General features: G+C 66.7%; 34 protein-coding genes, 2 pseudogenes and 1 riboswitch. Of the genes and pseudogenes, 13 read left to right on the top strand and 23 right to left on the bottom strand.

The genetic code is table 11. The annotated features are described in order from the left end of the window. Window positions 1-138: 138 nt before the first annotated feature. Entirely contained in the window at window positions 139-912 is a 774-nt protein-coding gene (locus tag GNX96_RS24690; protein WP_163569909.1) for a helix-turn-helix transcriptional regulator, read from the bottom strand. Between the two features lie 128 nt (window positions 913-1,040). Here GNX96_RS24690 and GNX96_RS64720 point away from each other — a divergent pair. From GNX96_RS64720 to GNX96_RS24675, 3 genes and pseudogenes are all read left to right on the top strand, one after another. Further along, window positions 1,041-1,398 (top strand): annotated as a pseudogene (locus GNX96_RS64720) (VOC family protein). 274 nt (window positions 1,399-1,672) lie between these two features. Then, window positions 1,673-2,113 carry a MerR family transcriptional regulator gene (locus GNX96_RS24680; RefSeq protein WP_163569908.1) on the top strand — a complete coding sequence of 147 codons (441 nt, stop codon included), beginning with the start codon at window positions 1,673-1,675 and terminating at the stop codon, window positions 2,111-2,113. A 21-nt stretch (window positions 2,114-2,134) separates the two neighbouring features. Next, entirely contained in the window at window positions 2,135-3,022 is an 888-nt protein-coding gene (locus tag GNX96_RS24675; RefSeq protein ID WP_163569907.1) for a phosphotransferase, read from the top strand. On the opposite strand, the gene GNX96_RS24670 is transcribed toward GNX96_RS24675, so the two are convergent. The 4 genes from GNX96_RS24670 to GNX96_RS54900 all read right to left on the bottom strand — a co-directional run bounded on the left by GNX96_RS24670 (window position 3,003) and on the right by GNX96_RS54900 (window position 4,668). Then, on the bottom strand, window positions 3,003-3,218 hold the full coding sequence (locus GNX96_RS24670; RefSeq protein WP_163569906.1) for a hypothetical protein: 216 nt from the start codon (window positions 3,216-3,218) through the stop codon (window positions 3,003-3,005). The two genes, GNX96_RS24675 and GNX96_RS24670, sit on opposite strands and share 20 nt — an antisense overlap. After that, window positions 3,215-3,616 carry an extracellular solute-binding protein gene (locus tag GNX96_RS24665; protein ID WP_279581382.1) on the bottom strand — a complete coding sequence of 134 codons (402 nt, stop codon included), beginning with the start codon at window positions 3,614-3,616 and terminating at the stop codon, window positions 3,215-3,217. The genes GNX96_RS24670 and GNX96_RS24665 overlap by 4 nt, the downstream gene beginning before the upstream one ends. Next, window positions 3,571-4,164 carry an ABC transporter substrate-binding protein gene (locus GNX96_RS24660; protein WP_163569904.1) on the bottom strand — a complete coding sequence of 198 codons (594 nt, stop codon included), beginning with the start codon at window positions 4,162-4,164 and terminating at the stop codon, window positions 3,571-3,573. The genes GNX96_RS24665 and GNX96_RS24660 overlap by 46 nt, the downstream gene beginning before the upstream one ends. Window positions 4,165-4,308: 144 nt before the next feature. After that, a complete protein-coding gene (locus GNX96_RS54900; RefSeq protein WP_279581415.1) occupies window positions 4,309-4,668 on the bottom strand; it encodes an ABC transporter permease subunit in 360 nt (119 codons plus the stop codon). Window positions 4,669-5,033: 365 nt separating this feature from the next. Between GNX96_RS54900 and GNX96_RS54895 the strand changes: the two genes are divergently transcribed. Beyond that, on the top strand, window positions 5,034-5,219 hold the full coding sequence (locus GNX96_RS54895) for a hypothetical protein (RefSeq protein ID WP_279581381.1): 186 nt from the start codon (window positions 5,034-5,036) through the stop codon (window positions 5,217-5,219). Here the strand turns inward: GNX96_RS54895 and GNX96_RS24650 are convergent. Next, window positions 5,216-6,238, bottom strand: a complete 1,023-nt coding sequence (locus GNX96_RS24650) for a carbohydrate ABC transporter permease (protein ID WP_279581380.1) — start codon at window positions 6,236-6,238, stop codon at window positions 5,216-5,218. The genes GNX96_RS54895 and GNX96_RS24650 overlap by 4 nt on opposite strands. A 132-nt stretch (window positions 6,239-6,370) precedes the next feature. Here GNX96_RS24650 and GNX96_RS54890 point away from each other — a divergent pair, with 132 nt between their 5' ends. The 4 genes from GNX96_RS54890 (at window position 6,371) to GNX96_RS54875 (ending at window position 8,549) form a co-directional block, all read left to right on the top strand. Beyond that, the gene (locus GNX96_RS54890; protein WP_279581379.1) at window positions 6,371-6,715 is read left to right on the top strand and encodes a DUF998 domain-containing protein; all 345 of its coding nucleotides are present in this window, start codon (window positions 6,371-6,373) and stop codon (window positions 6,713-6,715) included. Continuing rightward, on the top strand, window positions 6,607-7,008 hold the full coding sequence (locus GNX96_RS54885) for a DUF998 domain-containing protein (protein ID WP_279581414.1): 402 nt from the start codon (window positions 6,607-6,609) through the stop codon (window positions 7,006-7,008). Before GNX96_RS54890 ends, GNX96_RS54885 begins: the two co-directional genes overlap by 109 nt. A 99-nt stretch (window positions 7,009-7,107) precedes the next feature. Continuing rightward, window positions 7,108-7,923, top strand: a complete 816-nt coding sequence (locus GNX96_RS54880; protein ID WP_279581378.1) for an aldehyde dehydrogenase family protein — start codon at window positions 7,108-7,110, stop codon at window positions 7,921-7,923. Further along, window positions 7,923-8,549, top strand: a complete 627-nt coding sequence (locus GNX96_RS54875; RefSeq protein ID WP_279581377.1) for an aldehyde dehydrogenase family protein — start codon at window positions 7,923-7,925, stop codon at window positions 8,547-8,549. The genes GNX96_RS54880 and GNX96_RS54875 overlap by 1 nt, the downstream gene beginning before the upstream one ends. 22 nt (window positions 8,550-8,571) lie before the next feature. Here the strand turns inward: GNX96_RS54875 and GNX96_RS24635 are convergent, their stop codons facing one another. Genes GNX96_RS24635 through GNX96_RS24625 form a run of 3 tightly spaced genes read right to left on the bottom strand, consistent with a single transcriptional unit; the run spans window position 8,572 to window position 10,417 of the window. Beyond that, window positions 8,572-9,381 carry an alpha/beta fold hydrolase gene (locus GNX96_RS24635; RefSeq protein WP_163569903.1) on the bottom strand — a complete coding sequence of 270 codons (810 nt, stop codon included), beginning with the start codon at window positions 9,379-9,381 and terminating at the stop codon, window positions 8,572-8,574. Between the two features lie 59 nt (window positions 9,382-9,440). Next, window positions 9,441-9,854, bottom strand: coding sequence for a helix-turn-helix domain-containing protein (locus GNX96_RS24630; RefSeq protein ID WP_279581376.1), 414 nt, complete (start codon window positions 9,852-9,854; stop codon window positions 9,441-9,443). Beyond that, a complete protein-coding gene (locus GNX96_RS24625) occupies window positions 9,848-10,417 on the bottom strand; it encodes a cupin domain-containing protein (RefSeq protein ID WP_163569901.1) in 570 nt (189 codons plus the stop codon). Before GNX96_RS24625 ends, GNX96_RS24630 begins: the two co-directional genes overlap by 7 nt. 165 nt (window positions 10,418-10,582) lie before the next feature. Here GNX96_RS24625 and GNX96_RS24620 point away from each other — a divergent pair, with 165 nt between their 5' ends. The 3 genes from GNX96_RS24620 to GNX96_RS24610 are packed head-to-tail and all read left to right on the top strand — an operon-like array spanning window position 10,583 to window position 13,419. Then, window positions 10,583-12,169, top strand: a complete 1,587-nt coding sequence (locus GNX96_RS24620) for a BTAD domain-containing putative transcriptional regulator (protein WP_163569900.1) — start codon at window positions 10,583-10,585, stop codon at window positions 12,167-12,169. A gap of 15 nt (window positions 12,170-12,184) precedes the next feature. Beyond that, complete coding sequence (locus tag GNX96_RS24615) at window positions 12,185-12,751, top strand: APC family permease (protein WP_279581375.1); 567 nt, start codon at window positions 12,185-12,187, stop codon at window positions 12,749-12,751. Beyond that, the gene (locus GNX96_RS24610; RefSeq protein ID WP_163569898.1) at window positions 12,748-13,419 is read left to right on the top strand and encodes an amino acid permease; all 672 of its coding nucleotides are present in this window, start codon (window positions 12,748-12,750) and stop codon (window positions 13,417-13,419) included. Before GNX96_RS24615 ends, GNX96_RS24610 begins: the two co-directional genes overlap by 4 nt. Here GNX96_RS24610 and GNX96_RS24605 read toward each other — a convergent pair. From GNX96_RS24605 to GNX96_RS54860, 13 genes are all read right to left on the bottom strand, one after another. Continuing rightward, window positions 13,403-13,576 (bottom strand): hypothetical protein, encoded by a 174-nt coding sequence (locus GNX96_RS24605; protein ID WP_163569897.1) that lies wholly within the window; start codon window positions 13,574-13,576, stop codon window positions 13,403-13,405. The genes GNX96_RS24610 and GNX96_RS24605 overlap by 17 nt on opposite strands. A gap of 72 nt (window positions 13,577-13,648) precedes the next feature. Beyond that, window positions 13,649-13,972, bottom strand: coding sequence for a hypothetical protein (locus tag GNX96_RS24600; RefSeq protein ID WP_163569896.1), 324 nt, complete (start codon window positions 13,970-13,972; stop codon window positions 13,649-13,651). Between the two features lie 21 nt (window positions 13,973-13,993). Further along, window positions 13,994-14,626, bottom strand: coding sequence for a hypothetical protein (locus tag GNX96_RS24595; protein ID WP_163569895.1), 633 nt, complete (start codon window positions 14,624-14,626; stop codon window positions 13,994-13,996). Continuing rightward, entirely contained in the window at window positions 14,623-15,018 is a 396-nt protein-coding gene (locus GNX96_RS24590; RefSeq protein WP_163569894.1) for a DoxX family protein, read from the bottom strand. The genes GNX96_RS24595 and GNX96_RS24590 overlap by 4 nt, the downstream gene beginning before the upstream one ends. Before the next feature lie 65 nt (window positions 15,019-15,083). Beyond that, window positions 15,084-15,479 (bottom strand): hypothetical protein, encoded by a 396-nt coding sequence (locus GNX96_RS24585; RefSeq protein WP_279581374.1) that lies wholly within the window; start codon window positions 15,477-15,479, stop codon window positions 15,084-15,086. Then, complete coding sequence (locus tag GNX96_RS24580; protein ID WP_279581373.1) at window positions 15,476-15,895, bottom strand: MarR family winged helix-turn-helix transcriptional regulator; 420 nt, start codon at window positions 15,893-15,895, stop codon at window positions 15,476-15,478. The genes GNX96_RS24585 and GNX96_RS24580 overlap by 4 nt, the downstream gene beginning before the upstream one ends. Window positions 15,896-15,964: 69 nt before the next feature. Continuing rightward, on the bottom strand, window positions 15,965-16,099 hold the full coding sequence (locus tag GNX96_RS54870) for a CAP domain-containing protein (RefSeq protein ID WP_279581372.1): 135 nt from the start codon (window positions 16,097-16,099) through the stop codon (window positions 15,965-15,967). Then, window positions 16,084-16,971, bottom strand: a complete 888-nt coding sequence (locus GNX96_RS24570) for a TerD family protein (protein WP_163569892.1) — start codon at window positions 16,969-16,971, stop codon at window positions 16,084-16,086. The genes GNX96_RS54870 and GNX96_RS24570 overlap by 16 nt, the downstream gene beginning before the upstream one ends. A 120-nt stretch (window positions 16,972-17,091) precedes the next feature. Beyond that, window positions 17,092-17,664: a C40 family peptidase gene (locus GNX96_RS24565; protein WP_163569891.1), complete on the bottom strand. Its 573-nt coding sequence runs from the start codon at window positions 17,662-17,664 to the stop codon at window positions 17,092-17,094. Next, complete coding sequence (locus tag GNX96_RS24560) at window positions 17,652-18,053, bottom strand: coiled-coil domain-containing protein (protein ID WP_163569890.1); 402 nt, start codon at window positions 18,051-18,053, stop codon at window positions 17,652-17,654. Before GNX96_RS24560 ends, GNX96_RS24565 begins: the two co-directional genes overlap by 13 nt. A gap of 14 nt (window positions 18,054-18,067) precedes the next feature. Then, window positions 18,068-18,219, bottom strand: a riboswitch (cyclic di-AMP (ydaO/yuaA leader). Between the two features lie 227 nt (window positions 18,220-18,446). Further along, complete coding sequence (locus GNX96_RS67350) at window positions 18,447-19,064, bottom strand: bacterial transcriptional activator domain-containing protein (protein WP_279581371.1); 618 nt, start codon at window positions 19,062-19,064, stop codon at window positions 18,447-18,449. Window positions 19,065-19,425: 361 nt separating this feature from the next. Then, entirely contained in the window at window positions 19,426-20,112 is a 687-nt protein-coding gene (locus GNX96_RS54865) for an FAD-dependent monooxygenase (protein WP_279581413.1), read from the bottom strand. Beyond that, the gene (locus GNX96_RS54860; protein WP_279581370.1) at window positions 20,000-20,584 is read right to left on the bottom strand and encodes an FAD-dependent oxidoreductase; all 585 of its coding nucleotides are present in this window, start codon (window positions 20,582-20,584) and stop codon (window positions 20,000-20,002) included. Before GNX96_RS54860 ends, GNX96_RS54865 begins: the two co-directional genes overlap by 113 nt. 86 nt (window positions 20,585-20,670) lie before the next feature. Here GNX96_RS54860 and GNX96_RS64705 point away from each other — a divergent pair. Both GNX96_RS64705 and GNX96_RS54855 read left to right on the top strand, forming a co-directional pair. Then, a pseudogene (locus GNX96_RS64705) lies at window positions 20,671-21,105 on the top strand (polysaccharide deacetylase family protein); the annotation flags it as partial. A 70-nt stretch (window positions 21,106-21,175) separates the two neighbouring features. Beyond that, window positions 21,176-21,415: a hypothetical protein gene (locus tag GNX96_RS54855; RefSeq protein WP_279581369.1), complete on the top strand. Its 240-nt coding sequence runs from the start codon at window positions 21,176-21,178 to the stop codon at window positions 21,413-21,415. A 160-nt stretch (window positions 21,416-21,575) separates the two neighbouring features. On the opposite strand, the gene GNX96_RS24540 is transcribed toward GNX96_RS54855, so the two are convergent. Continuing rightward, window positions 21,576-22,235, bottom strand: a complete 660-nt coding sequence (locus tag GNX96_RS24540) for an alpha/beta fold hydrolase (protein ID WP_163569888.1) — start codon at window positions 22,233-22,235, stop codon at window positions 21,576-21,578. Window positions 22,236-22,295: the final 60 nt, after the last annotated feature.

The following is a 22,295-nucleotide window of genomic DNA, read 5'->3' as shown; positions in this document are numbered from 1 at the left end:
ACATCAGGGCAAGCAGCCCCACCATCACCCACAGCGCCTTCTTGGCTTCGGCGATCATCAGCTCGGCAGCACTGCGGCCCTGCGGATCAACGGCGTTTTTCAAGGCCATGCATGCCAGGCTAGTCGAGAAAGGCCGCACTATGAGGTGATCAGAGCCCGAAGGGCAGTGGGTGATTCCCCGAAGTGCTCCCGGACGGTTCGGCACAGGTGCCCCTGGTCGGCGAAGCCGAGGTCGGCGGCGAGAGTGGCCAGGCTGCGCTCGCCGGCTTCCAGCCGGTCCAGGGCGCGGCCGGCTCGTACGCGATTTCTATACCGAGTCAGGGAAACTCCCATCACCGCGGTGAAGTCGCGGCTCAGCCGGTAGGGCGAGACCGCCAGCAGGTGGGCCAGCGGCAGCAGCCCGGTGGCGGCTGGGTGGCCGGCGAGGATCGCCTCGCGGGCCGCGGTGACCATGCGATTGTCATGAATCGGGCGCAATGTCTGGCCGATGGTGGCGCGGACCAGCGCGAGCAACCGCTCGGTGAGCGCGTAGTCGACATCGCCGCTGTGCCCAGCGGCGAGCAGCCGGCGATGGGCCAGCTCCAGGCGCGCATCGACATACACGGCCGGGTTCGGGTGTTCGGCTGCCCAGGCCGGCCACAACGCGCGGGTGAGCTCGATGCTCGTACAGTCGTCGCCGCCGGCCGGATGCGCGAAGGACTCCTCTTCGTCCGGCACACCCAGATAGGCGGTCGTCCTGTCGAGGTCGGCCACCGCATCGGCGACCCGGCGGCGGAACCGCCCGCGCCGGATCAGCACCACCCGAAAGTCAGTCCGCGCGGGCTCGGCGGACCAGCCGCGGTGGTCGTCTCGGCAGCTCACCGCGGCGACCCGGAAATCGGGCCGCTCGGCGAGCACCACCTCGGACAACATGAGATCCACCATAAACGGCGGGCGCAGGACACTAGTACGACAGTGCCCGCAAGGATCTCCAATACATCGCCGCGACCGGCGGGCAGCCTGATGCCCGCAGGTTCTGTCGCAGTCGAAGGAGCTATCTCATGTCAGGAATCAGCAGTGTCGTCATCAACTGCGCCGATCCGGTCGCGCTCGCGCATTTCTACCAGCAGGCGACCGGCTGGAAAATCACCGCGAGCGACGCGGATTACGCGGCTTTGTCTGGAGAAGGCAGGCACCGTGCAGCTGGGATTCCAGCGGGTGGACGACCACCAGGCGCCCGGCTGGCCGGGCACCGGAAAGCAGCATTCCCATCTGGACATCGACGTCGTCGACCTGGCCCAGGCGACCAAGGAACTGCTGGCGATCGGCGCCACCCAGCCCCAGTTCCAACCCGGCGGCGACGACTGGGTGGTGCTCGCGGACCCGGAGGGTCACGTTTTCTGTTTGGTCACTGGATAACTCGCGGCGGCGCTGGCGGTCGCCTACCAGCAGAAGTCCGGCAAAAGCCAGCGTGTAGGCGGTGATCCGCAGGTCGCGGTGAAACGGAACAGTCATGCTGACGATCAGAACAAGTGCTGATCCGGCGAGCTGTTAAACTCCCGGCATGACCTCAGGGCTCCCGCCGGCGTTGCCTCAGCGCAGCCCGGCGGATCGCCGAGCCTATTTGTTGACCTTGACTTCGCAGGGAAAACGCGCACACACAGCGTGGCGAGCGACTTGTCGATGGATGTCCATGAGTGCGGGACTGAGCATTGGGCAGGTGGCCGAGCGGACCGAGCTGAGCGTGCACGCCCTGCGCTTCTATGAGCGCGAAGGGATCCTGGTCGGCCCGGTGCGGCGGGATCACAACGGCCGACGGGTTTATCACGAGTCCGATGTGGAATGGCTGACCATTTGCACGTGGTTCCGGGTTTCCGGCATGTCCTTGCCGACTATTCGGCGATATGCCGAACTCGTCCGACAAGGCGTTGGCAATGAAAAGAACCGGTTGGCGATCCTGCGCGAGCACGAAGAACGGGTGATCGGTCAAATCCGTGCGCTGTCCGAATCCCTGGACACGATCAAATATCTGGCGAGCGCGTACGAGAGCCGGATCGCCGACGGCAGCGCGACCGGCCTGTGGACCACATCATTCGGCGCCGCACAGACTGCACAGACTGACCAGACGACTTAACGCACGTCTATCGTCGAGTTCATGGCGAACTGGGGAGATCCGGCGCTCGCGCCGGTTCGGCGGCGGCTGGACGCCCGCGCGTTGGTGGCGGCGCTGGCGGCGGATGCCGGCGTGCGGCTGGAGGTGCTGGGGCCGGCACCCGGCGGGCAGGTCGGCGCCGCGTACGTACGCTGGCCGGACGGCCGCGAGGGGGTGCTGACCTGCGCCTCGCCGGGCTCCGCGGGACGGTTGCAGCGGACCGACGAGCTGCTCAAGCTGGCCCGGCTGCGCGGGATTCCGGTGCCGGCGTACGAGCTGATCGCCGACCTGCCGGACGCGGTCGCGATCGTGCAGGAGCGGTTGCCCGGCGACCAGCCCGATCGTGCGGATCTGCCGTTGGTACGCGCGATGGTCGACCTCAACGAGCGGTTCGCTGGTCTGCTGGCCGACCGCCCGGACGTGCCGGCGCCGGAGCTTTACCTGACCAAGAGCGGGCCGGGTTTCTGCGTCCACGAGTCGCTGCGCGTACACAGCCGCCGCAGCCAGGCCTTGCTCGACTGGATAACCGAAGTTGGTCGGCAGGGACCGTCGACGATGAGTGGTGACGACCTCGTGCACCTGGATTTCCATCCGGAAAACGTGTTGGTGCGGCACAACGCGATCAGTGGGATCGTGGACTGGGACGGCATCGGCCGTGGTGACCGGCATTTCGGGTTGGTCACCCTGCGATTCGCGTTGGTGGGCGGCGATCCGGCGGCCGCCCGCTGGGTGGACGACCGGATCGACGCGACGCTGGACGACGAGACATTGTTGCTCTATCAGGCCCACATGAGTTTGCGAATGGTGGACTGGGCGATCCGGCATTTCACCGCGGCCGACATCGAGCGGTGGCTGGACTTCACCGAGGACCTCAGCCGTTCTTGGGGATGATTCCGTTGATGTCCCGTACGGTCGTGGCCAACGTCGGTCCGACCGGGCGCTCCCCGCTGAGCATCTGATCCCACGAGGATTTCAGGATGTTGTTGGCATAAGTGGCCCACGGTTCGACGAACCGGATGCCGACCTTGCCCGGTGAGCTCTCGTATTGGACGGTCGGACCCACCGATCCGTCGCCGACCTTCTTCATGGCGGCGAAAAATAGGTGACCGATGCCGGCGCGTAAGCCGAAGGTGCGACCGGCGCGGCGGCCAGGACCTTGGCCAGCGCGGTCGTCTCCAAATACGTCATGACCGACCAGACCTGGTCCGGGTTGCGCAGCGTTTTCGGTGCGCAGATCCCGACGGCATCGAAGGGTTGCACACGCCGGCCGTTTTCCGGCATCGGCGCGAAACCCCAGCCGAAGGCTGGCTTGGACTGTTGGATGGACGGAGCCAGCCACTGGCCGCCGAAAAGCATCGCCGTACGCCCGCCGCTGAAGGCCGCGGTGGTGTCACCGCTGCCGGCGCCCGGCTCGGTCATCTCGCCGGCCTTGATCGCGGTCACCAGTTTCTCCACCGTCTGGGTGAAAAGCTGATCAGTCTGCACCGCATCGGCGCCGACCGGTCGGTTTTCGAACGGCTTTCCGCCGGCCGAAAAAGGGACGCCTGCGCGATCCCGAATGGCCCGTACAAAGTCGATCCCCAGCCGCCGTCATGCGCGTCCACCACGACACCAGGGCCGGTGTGCCCGTCGGCCTTGGTCAGCGCGGTGGCCGCGGCGAAAAGCTGGGCGTAGGTCCAGCCCGGTTGAGGCACCGGCACGCCGGCCTTCGCGAGCAGCTTTTTGTTGTAATAGAAGCCGTACGTGTTGACCAGCGTGGGCAGCCCATAGAGGCCGCCGTCCGGGCCGTGCCAGTAGTCCAGCGCGCCCGGCACGAAACCGGCCGGGTCCATGCCGTTCGTACGACGGGAAAGATACGCGTTCCAGTCGAAAAGCAGCCCCTTCTGGCCAAGGCTCTGCGCGGTGTCGTTGCCACACCAGAAGAAGTCCGGTGCCTTGTTCGCGAGGAAGAGCGCGGCGATCTTCTGGTCGTAGTTGTATCCGGGCGACGGCACCCTTTCCAGCTTTACCCCGGTCGCCGGTAGGCTGGCCATCGCCGCGTCCGATGGCCGCGTTGGTCTGCGGGGTTTCCCAGGTCAGATACGTCACGGTGTCCGTCGCCGTCCCGCTGCTGGCCGCGCAACCGCTGGCCAGCAACGCAAAAGCGGCCAGCGCACCGACCAGTCGAAGGTGGCTTCTCATCTGGACGCCGTGGTGCCAAGGGCGCTCAGGCCCTGCATGAAATAGCGCTGGGCCAGGAAGAACAGCAGTAATGGCGGCAACATGTAGAGCAGGTTCGTTGCCATGTAGTAGTTGTACTGGGTGGTGGCGACACCGGCGAACCCGCCGAAGAAGGATCCCATTCCCAGCGAGAGGACGAACTTGGACTCGGTGGTGAGGAAGATCAGCGGATTCAGGTAGTCGTTCCAGATGGACTGGAAGGCCAGGATCGACATGGTCATCCACAGCGGTCGGGTGATCGGCAGCATCACCGTGAAGAAGGTCCGGAAGTAGCCGCAGCCGTCGATTTTCGCGGCCTCGTCGAGGGAGTACGGGATTGGTGAAATACTGCCTGGCCAGGAAGATGAAGACCGGGTTGGCCAGCCAGGCCGGCAGGATCAAGGGGATCCAGGTGTCGTCGACTCCCAGCAGGACGTAGAGCCGCAGCAGCGGAATGATGCCGACGATCGGCGGCAGGAACATGCTCGCGGTGAAGACGTAGAACCAGATCTTGCGGCCGGGAAACGGAATTCGGGCGAGGCCGTAGCCGACCAGCATCGAGCTGAACACCGAGCCGATGGTCGCCAGCACGGTGACGATCAGAGTGTTGCCCAGCATCTGGTAGAAGTTGATTTGTTTTGGCCCCGCGACGAAGTTCTCCAGGTGCAGTTCCTTGGGGAAGAACTGTGGCGGGAACTGCAGGATGTCACTGTCGCCCTTCAAGGCGATGGTGACCATCCAGAGCAACGGCATCAGCATGAAGGCCGCGAGCAGCAGGCACAGCAAATACCAGGCGGCGCGGGACACCGCGAGGGGTACGCCCAAGTCGGTCCGCGCGCTCGTACGAGTGAGGACCGCATTGTTGAGAGTGGCCATCGTCGACTCCTAATCCTGCGTGTTGTCGGCGTAGACCCACAAAGACGAGGTCCGGAGGGTCAGCGCGGTCACGATCAGGACCAGGATGAACAGCACCCAGACCTCGGCGGTGGCATAGCCCAGCTGCGGGAACTTGCTGAAATTCTGGAAACCGTCGAAGTAGATCTTGTACATCAGCAGGTTGGTGGTGTTTTCCGGGCCGCCGTTGGTCAACAGTTGGATCGGGGTGAAGGTCTGGAAAGCCTGGTTGATCTGCAACACGATTTGCAGCAGCAGGATCGGCGTGATCATCGGCAGGGTGATCGTGAAGAACGCCCGAATCGGTCCCGCGCCGTCGATCCGAGCCGCCTCATGCAGCTCGGCCGGCACGGTTTGCAGGCCGGCGAGGAAAATCATCATGGTGGCACCGCAGCCCCAGAGCCCGATGATGACGATCGAGGGCAGTGCCATCTGGGTGCTGCCGAGCCACAGGCTGGTGGGCAGGTGCAGTGCGGTGAGTGCCTGGTTGGCGAGCCCGTACTGCGGATCGTAAAGATATTTCCACAGTGTCAGCACGGCGACGGCCGGCAACACGACCGGCAGGAAGAAAATCGTCCGGAACCACCGCACGCCGGCAAGTGCGCGGTTCAGCAGCATCGCGAGGCCCAGCCCGACAATCAGGGTGGCCGGCACGCTGATCAAGGTGAACAACAGGGTCGCCCACAGCGACGGCCAGAAAGTCGGGTCCTGGGTGAAGAGGTACGTGAAGTTGTGCCAACCGGTCCAGGTAGCCGCGGTCAGGCCGTTCCAGTCGGTGAACGCGTGATATCCGCTGAAGATGATCGGATATCCCACCAGCACAAGGAAACCAATGATCGCCGGCGCGATGAACAAATAGCCGGCACCGATGTCCCGACGATGTTTGCGCCACCATTTGCGGCTCGCCGGCCGGCCGGTGGCTCGAGCCGGCGCGAGCGGTCCGGAAACCGGCCGCGACGGCCGTCGTGTCGGTCGACATCCACACCTCCCAGGCGTACGCCCCGAAACTGTCACCGGACAGGCTGTGACATGCGTCTCTGGCAACGTTCTCAGGAACGTAACGACGAGCCGTGCTCCGGTCAAGCCTCACTCCGGCGAACAGTCTGAAGGGCGCGAAGATGCGCGACATCGCCTACGCTGCCGCGCATGAACCGGAACCGCGCGTTGGTGGCCTGTGGCGTGATCGGGCCGCTCCTGTTCGTCGTGGTGTTCCTCATCGAGGGCGCGGTCCGGGCCGGGTACAGCCCGTGGCGGCACCCGGTCAGCTCGCTGTCGCTGGGCCCGCTGGGCTGGATCCAGGCGGTGAACTTCGTGGTCAGCGGGCTTTTGGTGATCGCGTACGCGATCGGGCTGCAGTCCGCGGTGCGGGCGTACGGCGGCGGATTCTGGACCCCGATGCTGATCGCGCTGGTTGGCTTGGGCCTGTTCGGTGCCGGCTTTTTTTCGCGACCGACCCGATCAGCGGCTATCCGCCCGGGACCGCGCCGATAACGGCCGTACGTACGGTCCACGGCGTCCTCCACGACCTGTGCTCGACACCGGTGTTCACCGCGCTGCCGGCCGCTTGCTTCGTGGTGGCCTATCGGATCGGGAAGCGCTTCTGGGTGGTCTACTCGATCGCCAGCGGGGTCGCGTCGCTGGCCTGTTTTGTGCTGACCAGCCTCGGATTCCAGCAGAATCCGGCCTTCGTGTCGGTCGGCGGGCTGCTGCAGCGGCTGACCATCGCGATCGGCTTCGTCTGGATGTCCGCGCTGGCCGTGCACCTGCTGCGCCGGACTGAATAGGGCACGAATGGGCGGGTAGCCGTGCGCGCGATGGCGACTGTGACGGCGGTCTCGTTTCTAGCCTGCTGACCAGAGACCAGCTGGCGAAAGCAGGCGCGCATGCGTACCGAGATGTTCGTGGACGGCAAGTGGATCGGCGCCACCGGCGGCACGTTCGCGAGTGTCGATCCGGCCACCGGCGAAGTGCTGGCCGAGCTGCCGGAGGCCACCGAGGCGGAGGTGAACGCGGCCGTCGACGCGGCCGCGAGGGCCTTCGAGTCGGCCGAGTGGGCGGGCATGTTGCCGGCCGCGCGGGCTCACGTGCTGCTGAAGGCTGCCGACCTGCTGGCGGCGCGTACGGCCGAATTCGCCCAGCTGGAGACCCGTGACCAGGGCCAGCCGCTGGCGATCAGCGCCGGTTTCTCGGTGCCCAACGCGGTCGAGCACTTTCGCTACTACGCCGGCTGGGTCACCAAGATCACCGGCATCACCGCGCCGCTGTCCGTGCCGAACGTCGACTACCGCACCCGGCGCGAGCCGCTCGGCGTTTGCGCGCTGATTACGCCATGGAACTTCCCGCTGATGATCCTGGTGTGGAAGCTCGCGCCGGCGCTGGCCACCGGCAACACCGTGGTCATCAAGCCGGCCGAGCAGACCCCGCTCACCACCCTGCTGCTCGCCGAGGTGCTGGCCGAAGCGGGCGTGCCAGCCGGAGTGGTCAACATCGTGACCGGCGGTCCCGAGGTCGGGAAGGCGCTCGTACGACACCCCAAGGTCGCCAAGATCTCCTTCACCGGCTCCACCGCGGTCGGTCGCGAAATCGCTTCGGAGGCTGGGCGCGCGCTCAAGAAGGTGTCGCTGGAGTTGGGCGGCAAGGCGCCGAGCATCATCGACGCCGACGCGCCGACCTCGACGAGGCCATCGAGGGCAACCTGATGAGCGGCCTGCTGAACTCCGGCCAGGTCTGTGCCGCCGCCACCCGCTTCTACGTCGACCGCAAGCGCGCCGACGAGTTCGCCAGCAAGGTCGCCGCGATCGCTGGCTCGATGAAGCTCGGCTCGGGCCTGGACGAAACCAGCCAACTCGGCCCGCTGGTGTCCCTTGAGCAGCTCGAACAGGTCGACCGCTATGTCCAGATCGGCCGCTCCGAAGGCGCCGACCTGCTCACCGGCGGCAGCCGCGCCGACGGCGACCTCGCCAACGGCTTTTTCTACCGCCCCACCGTCTTTGGAAACGTCACCCAGAACATGCGCATCGCCCGCGAGGAAATCTTCGGCCCGGTGCTTGCCGTTCTGCCGTACGACGACGCCGACGACCTCGCTTCCCGCGCGAACGACACCGATTACGGCCTGGCCGCTTACATCTGGTCGCGCGACATCGGTACGGCCAACCGGCTGGCCCACCAGGTGAAAGCCGGAACCGTCTGGATCAACATGCCGCCACTGCTGGACGCGGGTGCCGCCTGGGGCGGAATGAAGGCGTCCGGCATGGGCCGCGAGATGGGTTGGGCGGCGATCGAGGACTTCACCGAGGTCAAGAGCATCTGGACCAGCCTGGCCTGACTGCGACCAAAGGCCAGGAAACCTACGCAGTGAAGAAGTCGCCGACGGCCACCGCGAGTGACTCAGCCGAGGCCTGGTGGAACTCGCCGTCCAAGGTGGTCAGCGAGCCCTGTTCCAGGGTGTCCGCGAGCCACTTCGTGGACGTATGGGCCCAGTCCTCGACCTGGGAGCCGACGAGGATCAGCGCGGGCATCTTGGCGGCGGCGGTGCGCTCGGGCGACAGCGGGTGGCCGATCATGGTGCCTTCCAGGATTGCGCTGTCGTAGATCAAAGTGGGCGCGACTTTCTCGTACTCGGCCCAGGTGGGATCGGCGCGCATATATGGGATGGCTTCGGCTGGTACGCCGACGCCCTTGACGAAGAAGTGTTCGGCGGCTTCGCCGCGCCGGCCGGCGACCACGAGTTTGACCATGTCGTCGAGGTAGCCGGGCGGCACGGGCGTACGGGAGTCGTCGATGACGAAAGGTGGCTCGTACAAGGCCAGTTTGGTGATGGGGAGGCCGCGGTTGGCGGCTTCCAGGACGAGGGCCGCGCCGGATGACATGCCGTAGACAGCGGCCGAGCCGCCGGCGACGGTGAGCATGGCGGCCAGGTCGTCGATTTCGCGCTGTACGTCGTAGCCGACCGGGCCGGCGTTGTCGCCGCTGTCGCCGCGGCCGCGGCGGTCGTAGTTGAAGACGGTGAAGGTCGCGGACAGCAGCTCGGCGAGCCGGCCCATTTCCGGATTGAAGGCGCGGTGGCCGAGCGCTGGGTGGACCAGCACGACCGGTGGCCCGTCGCCGAGCCGGTCGTACCCGATGACGGTGCCGTCGGTTGAGGTCGTGGTGTCCATCGGAGATCTCCATTCACTGGCGAGCTGACACCAGGGGATCGAAGCATGCCGCCGCGGTTCTACATTTCCCGCGAAATTTCCCGCGGAAGTTCCCGCGGAGTTTCTCGCGACGATTGTCGGATGGCCGCCGCGGTCTGCCCGAACTCGCCCTTCAGGGCCCGGCTGAGGTGCGCCGGGTTCAGGATTCCCCAGCGGGCCGCGATCGAGGCCACCGTCCGGTTGGCCAGCCCCGGGTCGGCGAGGTCGTGCCGGATCCGGGCCAGCCGCTCGCCGCGAATCCACGCGGCCAGCGTGAGATCTCGCGGCTGTAGCAATTTGTACAGATATCGTACGGAAATTCGGTGTGCCTGGGCCACTGACTCGACCGTCAGCCCGGGATCGCCCAGTCGGGTCAGGCAGTACGCCAGCAGCCGGTCGGCGAGCTCGGACTCCGGCCGCCGGACCGGCACGTCGACCAGCTCGGAAATCACCATCGACACCAGCGCGTCGGCGAGGTGCCGGCCGGCGTCGCCGGCGAAGACGTCCGGGCCGGCGTCCAGCGGCTCGCTGACCGTACGGAAGAAGGTCGCCACCGCCGCGCGCGGACCGCGCCACCGCTGGGCACTGCGACGGCGGTCTGGCGGTCCAGGTCACGAGCGTGCAGGCCGAGCCGGCGCACCGGGACGCCGATGACCACCGCCTCGTACGGCTCGGTGAAGGTCAGTTTGTACGGCCGGCTCGTCACGTAGTTCACCAGGTCACCCGGGTGCAGCAGGCTCTGTCGGCCGTCCTGCTCGACGCGTGCCGTACCGGTCGCGTGCAGCGCCACCTTCACCAGCTCGGGATCGGACGAGCCGATCAGGGCGGGCGTCCGCAGGACCGTACAAGGGGCGCCGGTGATCCTGGTGACCCGTACGTCGCCGGCGGCCGCGCTGCGGAACGAGTTCCGGAAATCGCCGCGGCCCGCCGGAGCGATCTTCAGCGGTGCGAACGCCTGGGAGGCGGCCGTCTGGAACGACTCCACCTGGCCGTCGAGCGCGTCCGCGAACCTCGCCATGGCCGCATCATTGCCGAAACCAGCCCGCGTTGTCAGCCGGAAAACGGACGAAAGGCACAGGATCTTTCCTTGGCGTTCGGCGAAGTTTCGCGCTTAGCCGCGGCTATTTCGGATTCGGTTAGAATGCCCGCGGGAAGACGGGGAAATCAAAAAAGCGAGGCAGCCATGACGGCACCGACGGGGGACGGGCCGCTCAGGTTTGAGGTCCTGGGTCCGGTGCGCGCGTACGCCGGGGACCGCGAGCTTGACCTGGGCCCGTTGAAGCAACGTGCGGTGCTCGCGGCTCTGCTACTCAATGTCAACGAGACTGTTTCGGTGTCCCGTTTGGTGGACACCGTCTGGCCGGACAATCCCCCACACAACGGGCCGAACGTCGTACAGAAGTACGTTGCTGGCCTGCGTCGAGTGCTGGAGCCGGATCGTGCCGTACGCGCCCCGGCCCAGCGACTGCTGCGGTCCGACGGCGGCTATGTGCTGCGGGTGGACCCGGGCGGGTTGGATGCCGAGCGGTTCGCGCAGTTGCAGGGCGAAAGTGTGAACGGCGATCCGACCCTGTCGATCAGCAAGCTGCGGTTGGCCTTGGACCTGTGGCGCGGCGAGCCGCTCGCCGGCCTCGCCGGACCGGCGTTCGCGCATGCCCGGATACGGCTCTCGGAAAGCCGCGCGGTGGCCGCCGAGACGCTTGCCGAGACCGAGCTCGCGGCCGGCCGGCACCGGGAGTCGACCGCCGATCTGACCAGGCTGGTGGCCGATTTTCCGCTCCGCGAGCGGCCCCGCTACCTGCTGATGCTGGCGTTGCACCGGTCCGGCCGGCCGGCCGAGGCGCTGGCGGTTTTCGACGACGGCCAGCGACTGCTGACCGAGGAGTTCGGCATCGACCCCGGTGCCCGGCTGCTGGAACTGCGTGCGGAGATCCTTGGTGCCCGGACGGCCGAAATCGTTCCACGGCCGGCGGTGACCGCGGTCGCCCCGGCCGGTCGCCTCGGCTGGACGTGGGTACGCAAGGTGCTGGCTGGCCTGATCCCGCTGGTCACGTTTGGGTTGGCCAGCTGGGCGGTGGTGCTGTCGGCGGCGGTGGCCCGGCGGAGCTGGCGGTTGGGACTGTTGGCCGCGCTGTTCCTGGTCCAGGCCGCCGCAGTGGTGGTCGCCGCCATCGAAAATTATGAGCCGCCGAGTCCACTGGTTGCCGCGGTGCTGAGCGGCGCGTACGTGGCCAGCATCCTGTGGGGTGCGATCGCCGGCCTGTTGCTGGTGCGTGCGCCGGCCGGCTGGCTGGCGGCGCGGCGAGCTCCCGGGCCATCCGGCTGGTGGCGGCGGCGATCCCGTTGTTCTCCTTCGGGCTCGCCACCTGGGCGGTTTTCGGGTATTACGCCATCCGGCGACGCAGCGTCGGGTTGGCGCTTGCCGCGGTCGGCTACTACATCCCGTCCGCCATCCTCTTGGGCGCCGCCGTCTTCGACCCGGATGCGAGTGTTGGCTCGACTCTGCCAACCCTGGTGTATTTTCTGGTCGTGGGCGTCGGTGGGATGGTGCACGCGCACACGCTCGACCCGGACCGGCATCAGGTCAGCTTCCTGCCAGCCGACACCAGCCGGTGAGCGCTACCCCGAGTTTGCGGTCCGGCGCGGTGGGCCTGGGCGGCGCGGTCATCATGTCGGCGGCGCTGATGGGCCCGGCGGTGTCGGTCTACTTCAACCCGCAGGTGGCCGCCCAGCAGGCCGGCGCGGCGACACCGTTCGTTCGTCTTCGTGATCCGCGCTGGTGGTGGTGCTGGTGGTGGCGAACAGTGTGGTGGAGATGGCCCGGGTGTTCCCGAGCGCCGGCTCCTTCTACACGTACGTGTCGAGGGCGATCGGCCCGCGCACCGGCTTCGTCACCGGCGGCCTGATGTTCGTCGCGTACGCGCTGCTGGTGCCCGCGGAGCTGGCGCTGATCGGCACGTACACGCACGACATCCTGGCCGGCTACGGCGTCCAGATCCACTGGACGATCATCTCGGCGGTCTTCGCGGTGTTGGTGGTTTTCCTTTCGCTGCGCGGAATAACCGGTTCGCTGCGGACCGCGTTGGCGCTTTTCGGCGCTGAGGTGGTCGTCATCGTGCTGCTGAGCGCGGTGGTGGTGCTGGCCAAGGGCGGCGCGCACGGCCTCAGCGTGCTGCCGCTGCTGCCCACCGAATCCCCGAACGGCCTGTCCGGCCTCGCCCTCGGGATGGTTTTCGGCATTCTGTCCTTCGTCGGTTTCGAGGCGGCTACCACGCTGGGCGAGGAGGTCCGGCTGCCGGCCCGCAACGTGCCGCGCGGGATCTATCTCTCGCTGTTTTTTTCGTCGGCGTGATCTACCTTTTCTGTACGTACGCGGAAATGATCGGGTTCGGCGTGGACGGAGTGTCCCGGCTGGTCGCCGACGCGGCACCTTTCACCACGCTGGCGGACAAGTACGCGCCGTGGCTGAAACTGCTGGTCGGTCTGGCCGGCATTTCCAGTATTTTCGCCGTCACGATGAACTCCAACAACGGCATCGTCCGCATCCTTTACGCGATGGGACGGGAAGGTCTGTTGCCGCGGCTGTTGGCGAAGGTCCATCCAGTGCACCGGACGCCGACGGCGGCGATTTGGCTACAGGCCGCGGTGGCGGTGGTCTTCACGTACGTGGTTGGGCTGATTTCCGGGCCATTCAACGCGTACGTGTATCTGGGCTCGGTGCTGACCCTGGCGATCATTCCGGTCTACATGCTCACCAGCGTCGCCTGCATCCGGCACTTCGCCGGCCGCCGCTCATGGTGGCGGCATCTGGTGTTGCCGGTGCTGGGGATCTTGCTGCTGCTCATTCCCGTCTACGGCCAGGTCTATCCGGTGCCGGCCGCGCCGCTGCGGTATTTCCCTTATCTGGTGCTGATCTACCTTGTCGTGACGGCCGCGATCGCGATCGTCCTGGGTCGTACCCGCCCAGCGGTGCTCAGCCGGGCTGGCGCGATTTTGGCCACCGCTAAGAGCGACGGCTAGCCAGTACGACGATTTCGTTGACCACCGCCAACAACAGCACCACGATCGACACCACGACCGAGAGAATGAAGACCAACCGCCAGCTAAATGCCTGGGTGAGCACCAGACCGGAGACTGGGCCAAGGATCAGTGCGATCAGGATGGCGAATGACAGCACCGCGGCGGCGACTTTTCGAGCGCACGACCAAAAGCGCGGCCGTCGCGATGACCGCGCCGGCGCCGAGGCCGGTCAGCACCCGGCCGACCAGCAACACACCGCGACGCTGGGCGCGAATGCCATCGGCAGCAGCCCGAGCACCATCAGCGCGACACCCGGAAGCAGAGTAGCCGCCGGCCATCGCCGGCCGAGCACCACGCCGGCCGCGGCGGTCAGCAGCGCCGGCAGGACAAACGCCACCAGCGACCAGAGCACGAGACCTGAGTCACCGTGCAGATCGCGGCGTACCGCGGTGAAAGTCGGTCCCACCAGCGAAGTCAGCAGGAAGGCCCCGAGCAGGGCGGCCAGGCCCGGTGCGGCCAGCGACCAGAGCGGTCGGCGCGAGTTCTCGATCACGGAGGGAGTCTAGTGATCGGGTCAAGGGCCGATGCCGACGAAGGGGAGCGAACTGTGGTCCGGCACCTTCATCTCCGGGGCCGTGGTGGGCAGCGCCGAATATCCGTCCTGTTTGGACACCCAGAGCCGGTAGTCGTCGGTCAGGCCGATATTCGTACCGTATTCCCGGCCGCCGATCACCGCCGGCGACTTGGTCATTTTCCCGATCAGGACAGCGATCCACAGCTCCTTGTTCACCGACTCGGCTGGTACGACCGTGTTCAGCGGCAGCCGCAGTGGCGTGGATTGCTGCAATGAGGCCGAAACGTCCTCGGTGGAGGCGAGCAGCTTGTGGGTAGCCGGGTCGTAGACGCCCAGATACGACTGGGTGAGACCGGTGCCCGCGGTGACCACCGCGATGAACGCGTCATTCGAGGCGCGGGACTGGTCCACATAAACCCGGCAGAAATAGATGATTCCGGGACTGAAACCGGGCGTGCTCGGCATCACCGCGGGATCGCCGGTGGCCGCGACCATGCCGAGCTGCGCGGGAGTCCAGGCGCCCTGATGGACGCCGTCGCCAGCGGCCGGCGGAGCGGGCTTGTCGGGGCTGTTGCTCGTACAAGCGCTCAACAGCACGGCGGCCAGGGCCGCGATCGTGACAGTTTTCCTCATATCAGGCACTTTTTGCGTCGGCGTACGGACAGGGCCCACATCACCAGCGGGACCTGCAGCGGCAGGCGTCCCCAGGCGATCGCCTGATACCACCTGGGTTTGCGGGTTTCCGGCAGCGACGAGTCGACGGCCATCTGGATATTGGCTGGGAAGACCGAAACAAAGAGCGCCGCAGCGGCGGCGCCGCCGAGTGTGCGGGTACGCGGAATCGCGACCAGCGCCGCGCAAGCCAACTCGGCTACCCCACTCGCGGCGACCAGCAGCTCTGGCTCGGGCAGCACGCGCGGCACAATCGCCACGAAAGGCTTTGGTGCGGCGAAATGCAGCACACCCATGCCGCCGAGCACACCGGCCAGCACCCAGGGTGAGGCTTTGGTCCATCGAGCCGCCATCGTCGCCGACCTCTCACTGTCGCTTTCGGACGGCGTTCAGCATCGCACCCGCGAGAGTGGCCGCTTCACCTGGTCCACGGGAAAGGCGCCAGGTCGGGGCCTACCCAGCCGGTCCGGGCGGCCTCGCCAGCCAGCGTCGTCGTCGAGCGGTAGAAACGGGTCAGCAACCGCTTGTCCAGCAGCGCTGAATGGTGTCGTACGAACGCGTCGAAGTCGGTTTCGGCGGTCTCCGTCACGTGGTGGCCGACCAGCTCCACCCAGGCCCGGCTGACCGTCACGTGGTATTTGCGCGGTGCCCCGGCATATCGCGCGGTCCGCTGGATCCCGTCGCTGACCAGGTCGATCGCCGCCGGTACGCCACAGCGGCGGACCGCCAGCCAGGTCAGGTGGACGTGTTCGCGATGGCCGAAACGCGGCGCGTCGGCCAGCACTTCGTTCATCAGATCGGGGAAAGTCGTCATTCGGGCACCTCCGTCAGCGCCTGCAATCCGGCGCGTAAGCCAGCGACAGCGTCTGTGGGCAGCCCCCCGAGGGCCTGCCGCTCCAGCTCGCCGAACGTCTGGCGGATGGTGGCCGCGGTGTCGCGGCCCAGTGCGGTGAGTGCGATCACGACGGCCCGCCGGTCGCCCGGCCGGTTGCCGCGGGTCAGCTGGCCACGCCGCTCCAGCCGGTCCAACACGCTGGTCAGCGTGGTTGGCCGCAGGCCCATAAGTGCGCCCAGCTCAGACACCGTACGGTCCCGCCCGTCGGCCAGGTTGGCCAGCGCGTTGACCTCCGACGCGGTCAGGTCCAGATCGACCAGCCGAATCGCCAACACCTGCAGGGTCATGTGCGTCGCCCGTTGTACGGCCAGCAGCGCCGACCACTCACTATCCACGATATCGGATTATACGAGATCGTACTATTGACCGCAACGACGCGATGCGGTCAGCGGATTTGCGGGACACTAGCGGGGCGTACCGAAGACCTGGGTCCAGTACGTGCCGTAGCTGCCGCCAGCGGCGAGGCCGACCCCGATCTCGGTCAGTTCACCGTCCAGGATGTTCGCTCGGTGGCCGGGGCTGTTCATCCAGCCGTCCACCACCTCGACGGGCGTGCGCTGCCCGGCGGCGATGTTCTCGGCGATCTTGCGGTAGCGGTAGCCGACCAGTGCGCCCGGTCCCAGCACTGCGCGCCGTCCGGGTTCTGGTGGTCGAAGAAGTTCCGCATCACCATGTCCAGGCTGTGCATCTCCGCGGCCTCGGCGAGCTGCTTGTTGGCCGAGAGCGGCGGCAGGCCGTGCTTGGCCCGCTCGGCGTTGGTCAGGGCGATCACTTCGCCGTACGGGCCGCTGGTCCGGCTCGGCGGCGGACCGGCACCTGGCGCCGCCGGTGGAGGCGGCGGGAACGGAGCAGGTGGGAACGGCGCCGCGGCCGGGACCGGGGTGGGAGCGAGCGGTTGGGCGGCCCACTGGATCACTCGGGCCGGTGCTGGCTCGTCGATCACGTCGACGCCAAAGTCGCGGGCGAGGCCGGCCAGGCCGTCGGCGTACCCGTGGCCGATCGCGCGCAGCTTCCACTGGGAGTTGCGCCGATAGATCTCGGCGAGCTGGGCGGCGGTCTCGGTCCGCAGGGCGGTCAGCAGGATGCTGGCCAGTTGCCGGCCGTTCCGGTCGGCGGCGACCACGGACGGTCGGGGCAGCTGGCCGAAGGTGCGGCCGATCTCCTCCGGGCTGGCGACCAGGACGACCCGGTCAGCGCCGGAGCGCAGCCGGCCGGGGTCGATGGTGACTGTACGAGTGCGCAGCTGGACGCCTGGCGCGGTCGGCTGGTTGTAGAAGACGAAGTCGGCGTCGCCGCCCACTCGGCCGTCGCTGCCCAGCACGATCGCCGACACGTCGTACGGACCGGTCACCGCGATCGATACCGGCCCGCTGGGCAGCGGCATGTTCGCGCCGGCGACCAGCTCGGCCATCCGCACTCCTGCCGCCGGGACCAGATGCCTGTTTCAACTGCTCATAAGACCACTAGGTTCCCGGCACGTCACGACGCCACGTCATCGGGCGATGACGTGGCGTCGGAGCTTGCGAACTGCCTACCGGCCGACGCCGGCGATCGGCATGTCGCTGATGTTGGTGATCTTGACCGAGTCGCCGGGCTCCGGCGCGTGGATCACCTGGGTGTGGCTGATGGCGATCCCGACGTGCTCGAAGCCGTAGAAGAAGACCAGGTCACCGGTCCGGATGTCGGACTCCGAGACGTGCGTGAGAGCCGCGTACTGCAGGTGCGCCGAGTGCTCGAGGCTCTTGCCGATCTGCTGGTACGCCATTTCGGTCAGTCCGGAGCAGTCCCAGGTGTCCGGTCCGGCGGCACCGAAGACATACGGTTTGTCCAGCTGCGCGTACGCGAAGGCGACGTTCGCCGGCGACCCGGGCGGTGCGATGGCGTGGTAGCTGTTGTCGCCGAACGTCGGGCTCATCTTGGCCTGCAGCGCCAGCAGCGGCTGGAGCTGCGAGTTGAACGAGGCCTTGCTGGTCGTCAGCGTCTGGACCAGCGTGTTCGCCGACGTGACCAGGCCCTGCAGCTTGGTGTTCTGGGCCGCCTGAACGGCCTGCTCGGCCTTCAACGCCTTGAGCGGGGCTTCGGCCTTGCTGGTCAGCGCGTCCACGTGGTCAGCTGGTCGAGGAACTGGTCAGCCGAACCGGTCGTCATCATCGAGCCGAGCATGCTCATGTCGCCGCCCTTGTACGCGTTCACCGCGTACGAACCGGCCTGTTTGCGCAGCTCAGCGACCTTGATGTTGGTGTCCGCCAGTTGCTTGGAGACGGTGGCCTGCTGGTTGCGGACCTGGCCGAGCTGCACGTTGGCGGTGTTGTACTGCTCGTTTGCCTTGTCGATCTGACCGGTGAGCGCGGTGATCTTGGCCTGCACGTCGCTCAGAGTCTGATCGGCCATGGCTGGGGAGGAGTCCAGGAAGCTGGTGCTGACCAGCGCCAAGACCATGAAGAGGGGGACGAAAAGGGCATGCTTGCGCCGAGGCGCCCAAGCGCGAGTCACTCTCGCGAGACTCCTTCTTCCACTGCTACCGCCTACCGAGTTAGCTGACGGATTCGGACGGGGAAGAAAAATCGCCCTACCACGGCAAGCCGCGGATTCACCCCAAGTGCTCGGGTCCCCGGTTCAGTTCCCAGTTGCCTGGTCACCGATTCGGCGGCGTCTGATGAGGGCGCCGGGTTGGCGCCGGAAAATCACCGGACCGAAGCGACCCTACAAGGAATCGCTACGGTTGTTCTATCGCGGGTCCGAATCGTGGCGTTACGGGTCACGCATCACAAATATTATTGGCTTCACCGCGAGGTTTCGCCCGTCTTGAGGAGTTAGCGGCCTGGATTTTGGTTAAAGCAGCCTTATCCATAGCAGGTTTTCGCAGGTGGTGCGGTGTTGTGGATTTCACAGCCCGAGAAAACTCAGCCGGCCAGTCTTGTCCGCAACCGGTCCACGGCCGGCGGCGGCGCCGGGTCCACCCCGATCTCCGCCATCCTGGCCACGTAGCTGCGGTAATGCCGGTGCGCCGCACTGGTCCGTCCGGTGGTCAGGAAGGCCTGCACCAGCCCCAGATGCGCGGCCTCGTCGAAGGCGTCCCGCTGCAACGCCTGCAGGTGGTAGGACCGCGAGGTGATGCTGGCCGCTGTCCGCGCTCAGTTTCGCCAGCGCGCGTACGACCTCGAGATAGTTGGCCTTCGCCGTTTCCCGTACTGGCGCGGTCCACTCCACACACTGGTCCGCGGGCAGAAAGTCGCCAACATAAAGTGATTCGGCGAAAGCCAATGCGTGAGCCGCATCACGGTCGCCGCAATAGTGGCGTTCCAGTGCGACGGTCGCATGAAAGACAAAGATCTCGGCGTCCACCGCCAGATTGCTGAGGGTGACCGCATATCGGTCGGCGGCAACGAAAAAGTCGGCCGGATGGACGCGGTCGGGGTCGAGCACGGTGCGTACGGCCGAAAGCGCCACAGACAGTCGGTTGGCCACCCGGCTGGAGGATTCGTCCGGCCACAACACGTCCATCAGCAGTTCGCGCGAGGTGGCCCGGTTTCGGCGGGACAGCAGGAACTTGAACAGTTCCTGGGATTTCTTCCACCGCCATACCGAAAGCGCACCCTGCGCCCATCCCGGTAGACCTGGAAATCACCGAGAGTGCGGATGCGTACACATGATGACGGTAAAACTTCTGGCTGGACTAATTTGGTTATGGTCATGGTGAGCTGTCCCCGTTCCGGCTGCGCCGCCCGCACCGGAAACGACAAAAAGGGCGGCAAAAGCAGAGCTGACTTACTTATCCGGCCAGCATGGAATTGGGGCTGTATAGATTCGGCACAGAATCCGCACACGCGAGGGTGCGACTTACTCTTCGCGTACGAGGCAGAACTCAGTGCATGGTCAGATGCGGGAATCCCAGTCGATGTGGTGGTCGCGGAGCCAGTTCGCGTTGCTGGACCGCTGGTCGGGGCGCTCCTGGGTACGCCGCTGGCTCATCGCCGCGCTGGCCTGCACCAGCCGCTCCACCCGCTCCCGGCTCCCGGCGGTGCCGCTCGTACGTGTCGAAGGCGGTCGCCGGGTCGGCGATGTCCCGCAGGCATTTGGCCAGCACGACCGCGTCCTCGATGGCCATCGAAGCGCCCTGGGCGGCCGCTGGGGAGGCCGCGTGGGCGGCGTCGCCGGCAATCGTCATCCGGCCGTTGTGCCAGGTGGGGACGGTCGGCACGTCGTAGTTGCCGGTGCCCACGATCGGTTCGGTGGTGGCCGCGACGACCGCGGCGGCCGGCGTGCGGTCCGCCTCGAAGACGGCGATCAGCTGGTCCCGCCACTGCGCGGTCGTCACCGCGGCGGCCTGCGCGCTGGTCAGCTCCGGTCCGGACACCCGGGCGAACCACCACAGCCCGCCGGCCGGCGCCCCGGTGATGCCGAAGAAACCCTTCTCGCCGCGGATCATCTGGTACGTGTCAGCTGGCACTTCGACCGGTGTTTTGTCGGTGAATCCATAGACAATGTGTTGGCCGGTGTAACGCGGCTCTGGCGCGGCCGGGTCGATGAGCTGCCGGGTGACCGAATGCACACCGTCCGCGCCGATGAGCACGTCGGCCCCAGCACTGCTGCCGTCGGCGAAAGGTGGCTGTCACGCCGGCCGTGGTCGCGGTGCCGTCGACCAGCCGTTTGCCGCGCTGAACAGGCAGGTCGCGGGCGGCAAGCTCGTCCTGCAGCACCCGGTAAAGGGCGGCGCGTTTGAACGTACGGGGACCCAGATCCGGCCGTTCCGAGCCGGTGATCGGCGCTTGCCCGACCTGCTCGCCGGCCGCGTCGAAAACCTGCAGCCAGCGCGCTGGTACGCCGGCCGCCGCGACCGATCGGTCCAGATCGACAGCCTGTAAAGCGTCGATGCCGTTGGTTCCAACGGTCAGAAATGCGCCAATCTCATCGGCCGGCGTGGCGTACGCCTCGTAAACCGTGGCGCCGATTCCGGCTTTGTGCAAGGCGATCGCGGTGACCGCACCGGCGATGCCACCGCCGATAATCAGAGCCGTTGTCATTTGCACAGACTAGTGTGTGACGTGCCGGGGAGGAGTTGCGGAGAATTGGTGTTGTTCAACCGGAGTCGGGGGCCGTCCTTTTGGCGGTGGTGCTGGTTTTGGGCGGGCTGACAGCGGGTGCCTCGGTGCAGGAGGACCCGGTCCGGCTGCCGATTCCCGGCGTGCCGACCCAGGCCGCCCAGGTGTCGACGCGGCCGAACCAGAGAGCTGTCGCGGCGCATTTGAAACCGGCCTCGTTCGTCTACGAGGACACCGGCAGCGCCGGCATCCAGCTGACCTTCGACGACGGTCCGAGCCCGCTCTGGACGCCGAAAGTCCTGCAGGTGCTGGCCAAATACCACGTACACGCGATCTTTTGCATGGTCGGCTTCCGGGTCCGCGAACATCCCGAGTTGGTACGAGCGGTCGCCGACGCTGGTCACACGCTGTGCAACCACACGGTCGAACACGACCCGAGCATTGGCACCTGGTCGGTGCCTGACATCCGCGCCGACCTCGTCGAGAACAACGAGTTGATCACGGCGGCCAGCGGTGGCGTGAAGCCGGTCTATTTCCGGTCTCCGCACGGCGATCACTCCGCGCATCGTCGAGGTGGCGCGGGAGGTCGGCCTCGCGTCGCTGGGGTGGAAGGTCACCGCCACCGACTGGGCCGACCCGCCGCCGCCGCCGGCCTGGGACATCGCGGCCAACATCCACCACCACGTGCGCCCTGGCTCGATCATCCTGTTCCACGACGCCGGTTCGCCGGGCACTCACGCGCAGACCGTGGCCGCTCTCAAGCTGGTCCTCGACGATTTCCAGCGCCGCCACCTCAAGACCGCTTACCTCTAGTGTCCTGCGCCCGAGGTTCGCTACTTTCTCCGGCGCCCAGACGGCGACTGAGAGCACCGGAGAATCGCCCACATACGCACCAGTATGAGGGCGATCCTCCGGCGCAGTCAGATCACCGTCTGGATCACCGAATAAAGCAACGAACCTCAGACGCAGGACACTAGACCTCCAGCAATATCTTCAAAAGATCGTCGCCGGCCAGCCGCATCACATTGTGGCCGACCGGGAGGTCGTGGACTTTCCAAGTCGCGTCCTGGGAAAGCCGCTCGTACGTAGATGCGAACGGCGTTCCGGACCAGCCGGAAAGATAGACAAAATGCCGCCGGGTCGGCAGCTCGGCGCCGGTCAGCTGGATCGCCTGCAGGAAAGTCGCGAGCGGCTGGGAGGTGGCCCGCGGGTCCATTCCGGCCGGCGGTTCCACGTTTTGGCCGTCGCCGGTCGCGTTGGCCAGGAAGAGCCCTCGGTAGACGTCGCTGGTCAGGCTCCAGCAGGAGTCGCCGTCCTGGGGCAGATACGCGTCGCAGTACGTGACGGCCTCGACCCGCTCCGGCGCACGGTCGGCTACCCCGCTGACCACCATGCCGCCGTAGCTGTGCCCGCAGAGCACCGCGTCGGTGATTTGCTCCGTCTCCAGCAGGCTCAGCACATCCTGGATGTGGGTGTCCAGGTTCACCGCCGCCGACCGCAGGTGATGCCGGTCGCCGACCCCACTCAGCGTCACCGCATAAGCCTGATGGCCGTGCCATCGCAGGTGTTGGGCCAGCGGCTCGAAATACCAGCCGCCGTGCCAGCCGCCGGGTACGAGAACGTACGTCGCCATGCCAGTGCCTCCCCGATCCAGAGTCCCTCGCCGCAGGGACTGTAGACGTACCCACTGACA

Origin of the sequence: Fodinicola feengrottensis, assembly GCF_010993775.1 — a bacterium.
In the GTDB taxonomy this organism is placed as follows: domain Bacteria; phylum Actinomycetota; class Actinomycetes; order Mycobacteriales; family HKI-0501; genus Fodinicola; species Fodinicola feengrottensis.
This window is presented reverse-complemented; position numbering and strand designations above follow the sequence as displayed.

What these genes read in the sequence shown, in the direction of transcription:
- GNX96_RS24585 (WP_279581374.1), bottom strand. Translation starts at nt 15,479, where the DNA reads ATGACGACTTTCCCCGATCTGATGAACGAAGTGCTGGCCGACGCGCCG.
- GNX96_RS24620 (WP_163569900.1), top strand. Translation starts at nt 10,583, where the DNA reads ATGACGGCACCGACGGGGGACGGGCCGCTCAGGTTTGAGGTCCTGGGT.
- GNX96_RS24690 (WP_163569909.1), bottom strand. Translation starts at nt 912, where the DNA reads ATGTTGTCCGAGGTGGTGCTCGCCGAGCGGCCCGATTTCCGGGTCGCC.
- GNX96_RS54895 (WP_279581381.1), top strand. Translation starts at nt 5,034, where the DNA reads ATGTCACTGTCGCCCTTCAAGGCGATGGTGACCATCCAGAGCAACGGC.
- GNX96_RS54875 (WP_279581377.1), top strand. Translation starts at nt 7,923, where the DNA reads ATGAGCGGCCTGCTGAACTCCGGCCAGGTCTGTGCCGCCGCCACCCGC.
- GNX96_RS24660 (WP_163569904.1), bottom strand. Translation starts at nt 4,164, where the DNA reads ATGGCCAGCCTACCGGCGACCGGGGTAAAGCTGGAAAGGGTGCCGTCG.
- GNX96_RS67350 (WP_279581371.1), bottom strand. Translation starts at nt 19,064, where the DNA reads ATGGACGTGTTGTGGCCGGACGAATCCTCCAGCCGGGTGGCCAACCGA.
- GNX96_RS24625 (WP_163569901.1), bottom strand. Translation starts at nt 10,417, where the DNA reads ATGGCGAGGTTCGCGGACGCGCTCGACGGCCAGGTGGAGTCGTTCCAG.
- GNX96_RS24595 (WP_163569895.1), bottom strand. Translation starts at nt 14,626, where the DNA reads ATGAGGAAAACTGTCACGATCGCGGCCCTGGCCGCCGTGCTGTTGAGC.
- GNX96_RS54880 (WP_279581378.1), top strand. Translation starts at nt 7,108, where the DNA reads ATGCGTACCGAGATGTTCGTGGACGGCAAGTGGATCGGCGCCACCGGC.
- GNX96_RS54860 (WP_279581370.1), bottom strand. Translation starts at nt 20,584, where the DNA reads ATGACAACGGCTCTGATTATCGGCGGTGGCATCGCCGGTGCGGTCACC.
- GNX96_RS24540 (WP_163569888.1), bottom strand. Translation starts at nt 22,235, where the DNA reads ATGGCGACGTACGTTCTCGTACCCGGCGGCTGGCACGGCGGCTGGTAT.
- GNX96_RS54890 (WP_279581379.1), top strand. Translation starts at nt 6,371, where the DNA reads ATGAACCGGAACCGCGCGTTGGTGGCCTGTGGCGTGATCGGGCCGCTC.
- GNX96_RS24570 (WP_163569892.1), bottom strand. Translation starts at nt 16,971, where the DNA reads ATGGCCGAGCTGGTCGCCGGCGCGAACATGCCGCTGCCCAGCGGGCCG.
- GNX96_RS24675 (WP_163569907.1), top strand. Translation starts at nt 2,135, where the DNA reads ATGGCGAACTGGGGAGATCCGGCGCTCGCGCCGGTTCGGCGGCGGCTG.
- GNX96_RS24670 (WP_163569906.1), bottom strand. Translation starts at nt 3,218, where the DNA reads ATGAAGAAGGTCGGCGACGGATCGGTGGGTCCGACCGTCCAATACGAG.
- GNX96_RS24635 (WP_163569903.1), bottom strand. Translation starts at nt 9,381, where the DNA reads ATGGACACCACGACCTCAACCGACGGCACCGTCATCGGGTACGACCGG.
- GNX96_RS24680 (WP_163569908.1), top strand. Translation starts at nt 1,673, where the DNA reads ATGAGTGCGGGACTGAGCATTGGGCAGGTGGCCGAGCGGACCGAGCTG.
- GNX96_RS24590 (WP_163569894.1), bottom strand. Translation starts at nt 15,018, where the DNA reads ATGGCGGCTCGATGGACCAAAGCCTCACCCTGGGTGCTGGCCGGTGTG.
- GNX96_RS24630 (WP_279581376.1), bottom strand. Translation starts at nt 9,854, where the DNA reads ATGGTGATTTCCGAGCTGGTCGACGTGCCGGTCCGGCGGCCGGAGTCC.